This window comes from Microcystis sp. M083S1, from assembly GCF_020246405.1.
Lineage (GTDB): Bacteria > Cyanobacteriota > Cyanobacteriia > Cyanobacteriales > Microcystaceae > Microcystis > Microcystis aeruginosa_C.
The window spans coordinates 1-4,879 of record NZ_JADBTB010000138.1 but is presented as its reverse complement, the minus strand read 5'-3'; the positions used below and the strand labels follow the sequence as shown (position 1 = coordinate 4,879).

Here is a 4,879-nt window from a genome sequence, read left to right as displayed (position 1 = left end):
ATGGCGGGAGTAGTGCTAGTAATTTCGCCATCGGTGTTGATACTATGGGGTTTACGAGTCTGAATTTGAATTTCTTTCCCCTTAAGAGTTCTCACCCAAGATAATAAACCCTGTTGTCCTCGCGGTAATGTCCATAAAAGCTGGAAAATTTGCCACCAGTGTTCAATTTCTAGGCTATATAAATCTAATCTTTGATCGTCGATTTGGGCATCATGAGCGATCGGCATTCCTCCCCCATAATAACGACCATTTCCGATCGCTATTTGTAGGGTTTTAACTTTGATATTTTGGCCATCAATACCGATCATAGCGGTAAAAGGACGAGTTTTACTTAATACCTGTAAAGCTGTCCAAGCGTAGGCCAAAATCCCCAAACGTCGCTTTAAACCCTTGTTCAGTTTTTGGGTAATTTTCACACTTAATCCTAAACTAGCCACGTTGAAAAAGTATTTATTATTTACCCAACCTAGATCGATATATTTTAAATTACCTTCCGCAATAATTCGACAGGCTTCGGCAATAGAATTCGGTATCCCTAAAGTCCTGGCTAAATCATTAGCCGTTCCCAAAGGTATAATGCCTAGGGGCAGTTGAGTTTCTACCAACACATCCACCATAGCATTAAGAGTCCCATCGCCACCACCGACGATAACTAAATCAATATTAGAGCGATATTTTTCCATCAAAAAAGGTATATCTTCTACCTTTTTCAAAGGGACGCTGATAATTTCAAAATCCCAATGATTGAGCAGATCGACAGTTTGAGCAAAGTTTTCTTTACCCTTGCGCGAGTGACGATTGATTAGCAGTAAAGCTCTTTTAGTCATAGGTAAGTTTCTCAGTAGCATCAATATCTGAAGATAGACCAACACCAGCTTTTTGAGAGATTGTATATAGACTTGGCCGCAACCCGAGCCACCAAAGCCTTGTAGGGACTGAAAACAGTTGGTTTTCCCACAAGCTGGTGATGGGATTTGAACCCGCGACCGGCTGATTACAAATCAGCTGCTCTACCACTGAGCTACACCAGCATTTTTTACCAACCCATTATAACATAAATAGGGTCTGCTGAAAAAGTTTTTCGTGGGGGCAGGGTGTGGGGTGTAGGGTTTTACCCATTTTCAGGGAAAAAGTGCCTAAATTTCCCCCCCGATCACCCCAAAGTCTGGCACTTTTTGATGGGAAAAAAGTCTAAAATTCTTATCCAACAAGGTTTTTAGATTTATTCAGCAGACCCTAAATAGACCAAGTGGTCACTGAGCCTTGTCGAAGTGTGGATATTTTTTCTTGTCGAGCATATTCATCACCCTGCTTTCCTTCCCCAGTCAGCTGCCAGGAGACTAGGGACCGATACACAGACATTCAATGAGTCAAAAGGGATGACCAATAATTAGTTATCACTGACCATTGACCGTTTAATAAGAGCCAGATTAATCCCCCTATTCCGAAGAGAATAGTCAAGACATAAAATTGTGATTGACCGGAAACATTATACTTTAAGGCACTGCCGCTAAAAATCGTCGCTAAACTGACCAAATTAACCAGACCATCAATAATATAACGATCGAGCCAAGCGGTAATTTTGGACAAGCTTCCCACCGCTAAAACCACGGTAAACTGATAGATGCGATCGAGATAAAAGTCATAAGCGAACAAATCTTGCAGGAATCGCAGTATTAACCCGGTTGGTCTGGCCCAAGCTCGTCTTAACTCTACCATTGACCCGATAACTAGGCCAATTACTCCAGAGGCCATCAGTAAGGGAAAACCCCAGACAATAGTGAAACTCCGGTTATTAAGGAGGGGATTGGTGAAAGATAGCCAAAAATCCCAACGTAGGGGAATAATCGGGGCCAATAAAACGATTAAAATCAATGATACCATGGGCAAAGCCATTGGCCAAGCCACTTCCGGGGTGCGATGGGTTTTACTTTGGGTTTGTCCCAAAAAGACTAAACGAAAGACCCGAGTAAGATTGACGATGCTAAGACAATTAACAAAGATTAAAACCGCTAATAACCACCAAGGAATCGCCCATTCGCCACTTAACCACCGTTTTAACGTCCAAAACATCCCTAGGGGCATTAAAACCGTCATCCCCGCGGAACCTCCTAAAAAAGCCGTGGTCGTGGCTGGCATTCTTGACCAAATTCCCCCCATTTCCGTGATATTTTGGTTACTGGTGGTGAGAATTAATGCTCCTGCGCTCATAAACAATAAGGCTTTTGCCACCGCATGGGAGAATAAAATTAGTAAAGCGATATCCACATGACCTAATCCCACCGCCACAAAGACCAAACCGAGATAGGCACTGGTGGAGTGGGATAAAGCGCGTTTAATATCAATTTGGGACAAGGCCATCAGAGAAGTCCCAATGGCCGTCATTGTCCCCAACACTATTAAAACATTGGCAGCGATCGGAGATAGGGTAAACACCGGCTGCAGCTTAATTAAAACATAGGCCCCGGCCGAAACCACGATCGAATTCCGCAGGATTCCGGCTGGATTTGGTCCCTCCATCGCCTCATCTAGCCACAAATTCAGGGGAAATTGGGCGCATTTACCCGTTGGACCAGCAATAAGGGCTAATCCTAACAAAGTCGCCGTCAGAGGCGGTACAGGGTTATTTACCGCCCAATTTTCTAACTGAGAAAAACTCAATCCCTCTCCGTAACTGGACAGAGCCACCAAACCCATCAATAAAATAATATCGCCGACGCGCTTGGTTAAAAAGGCATCTCGGGCCGCAGTTACGACCAAAGGTTGAGCATACCAAAAACCGACGAGGAGATAGGTAGAGACCGTTAACATCTCTAGGAAAGCGTAACTGAATAGTAGGGAGTCACTGAGGGCAATTCCCCCTAAAGCTGCCTCAAAAAAGCCCATTAAGCCATAAAATCTCGCCAAAGACCAATCCTTTTCCATGTAGCCAAGGGCATAGATTTGGGCCAAGAGACTGACGAGGGTAATCACTTCCAGCGTCCCCAAACTGACGGGAGAAAGTTCGATCGAAAGAGATAAACTAAGATCGGCCACTTTTACCCATTCAAAAGCCAGTTTAATCGTCTCTCGATGCCAAATTTGATTAAAAGCGATTGTTCCGTGTATTAACCCTAAGACGGTCATCAATAGATTAATATAAGCCGCCGGCCGCGGACCGGTGCGACTAATAATGCCTAAAGACCAAGGTAGGGTTAAAATCGAACCAATTAAGCCATAAATGGGAATTAACCAGCAAGTGTCAAGGAATAAATCTTTCATTCGGGGGGTTATTCAGTTATCAGTTATCAGTTATCAGTGATCAGGTTTAAGTTTTAAGTTATCAGGTTTAGGTTTTCAATTTTCAACAAATTTAGGCTCTTTCACTGGTTACTGATTACTGATCACTGATCAACGGCCATAAAAAACCAATACTCGATCGAGCAGGGATCGAGTTTAGTCAATTTAGGTATTTTACAGTTAATCCCGCGATCAGGCTAAATGCGCTGTAATAAAGATTTACCGTGGGAATCGGTGCTACAGGTGGCGAATAATTGATATTGACGACTAAGAGCGAGAGCTTGTTCGGTTTCCGGTTGACTCGGCAGCCAGGGTTTGGGATTGCCGTAGGCATAAAAAGCCTCAATACCATCAATACCCAATTCTACCGCCGCCGCCACTAAATCGGCCGCGGGGCGATGGTAACGAAAGGGATGGGCCAGAACCACTAAGGCCCCCGCTTGCTGTAAACTGTTAATGACTCTAGAGGCTAAAGCCAGATCTCCTTCTGGTTTGGCTCTTTGCAGATAGGGAGTCAAGACGGCATGAGCGGGATCGAAACCATAGCCAAGAATATGCACTTCTGTCTCTAAGAGATTCGCCGTAATTTCTACCCCTGTCCAGAGATGGGGTAGAGAACTCTTTAAATGCTGATTTTCCAGCCAAATTTGGGCTTGTCGATAACCTTCGATCGAGTGATGATCGGTAATTGCTAATCCTTTTAGTCCGATATCTAACGCTTGTGTCATCAAGTTCTGGGGACTCATTTGACCATCGGAACAATGGGTGTGAAGATGGAAATTGTAATGGTGGGGACAACTATCATAGCCAATATTTGCCCACACCGCTTTCAGGGCGAGGGTATCTTGAGCTAGGGGTGGAATTGTAGCAGAAACGACCATGCAGTATTAAGGAAATTTCCCAAAGATTACAAATTGTTAACAATCAGCATAGCAAATACCAAAAAAAATTGGGTAGCTGCTGTTACCGCTAACACCTTTAGAGACTGTTCGTCAATGAATATTAAGCGGGAATCGGAGCCTTCTTCAGTCTCCGCGCTGATTATCGGTTATCGCTGCCCCTACAAGCAGATTTAGCTCAAAGCCAATTGAGTCACCGAGAATTTTTAAGCTATGTAGGGTATGCTGAAAAGTTAGGGGCGAAGCATTCGGATAGGAAATCTACGGTTTCAGCGATAGGTTATGCCTGAATACTTCACCCCTACAGGACTCAAAATCTTGCACCTGTTTCCCGAAACAAGACCCTAAAACCCTTAATTCGTCCATATTATGGATAACTATCGGTGGCGAAATAAATAAACCAGATCTAACCGATAGTATCGACCAATTAACCATGGCAGAATGGATTATTTACAAAGAATTTCGCTTTGAAGCAGCCCATCATTTACCCCATTATGAAGGTAAATGTCGCCGTCTCCACGGTCATAGTTGGCTGGGGCGCGTCTATGTGAAAAGTAATCATTTACCGAAATTTTGGGTTAAAGCCCCGTCCTTTTAGGACGGCTTTTTAAACTATATCTTGTTAACTTAACTTTTATTGTGCTATACTGATTTTGTCTAAGTCCCCCCTGCGTAAAATGTTTGTCTTAGAGTTTAAAGTT

3 protein-coding genes, 1 tRNA gene and 1 pseudogene are annotated in these 4,879 nt (G+C 43.6%); 1 reads left to right on the top strand and 4 read right to left on the bottom strand.

Features of this window, described 5'->3' with window-relative positions; all coding sequences use genetic code 11:
• From IM450_RS13715 to IM450_RS13700, 4 genes are all read right to left on the bottom strand, one after another.
• The coding region (locus IM450_RS13715) for a lipid kinase (protein ID WP_287665663.1) at window positions 1-827 on the bottom strand (827 nt) is incomplete at its 3' end.
• 132 nt (window positions 828-959) lie between these two features.
• Window positions 960-1,031: transfer RNA gene (locus IM450_RS13710), tRNA-Thr, on the bottom strand.
• Window positions 1,032-1,362: 331 nt separating this feature from the next.
• Window positions 1,363-3,261, bottom strand: a complete 1,899-nt coding sequence (locus tag IM450_RS13705) for an NAD(P)H-quinone oxidoreductase subunit F (RefSeq protein WP_287665660.1) — start codon at window positions 3,259-3,261, stop codon at window positions 1,363-1,365.
• A 215-nt stretch (window positions 3,262-3,476) separates the two neighbouring features.
• Complete coding sequence (locus IM450_RS13700) at window positions 3,477-4,160, bottom strand: PHP domain-containing protein (protein ID WP_287665657.1); 684 nt, start codon at window positions 4,158-4,160, stop codon at window positions 3,477-3,479.
• Between the two features lie 451 nt (window positions 4,161-4,611).
• Between IM450_RS13700 and IM450_RS13695 the strand changes: the two are divergent.
• Window positions 4,612-4,743 (top strand): annotated as a pseudogene (locus IM450_RS13695) (6-carboxytetrahydropterin synthase); the annotation flags it as partial.
• Window positions 4,744-4,879 lie beyond the last annotated feature (136 nt).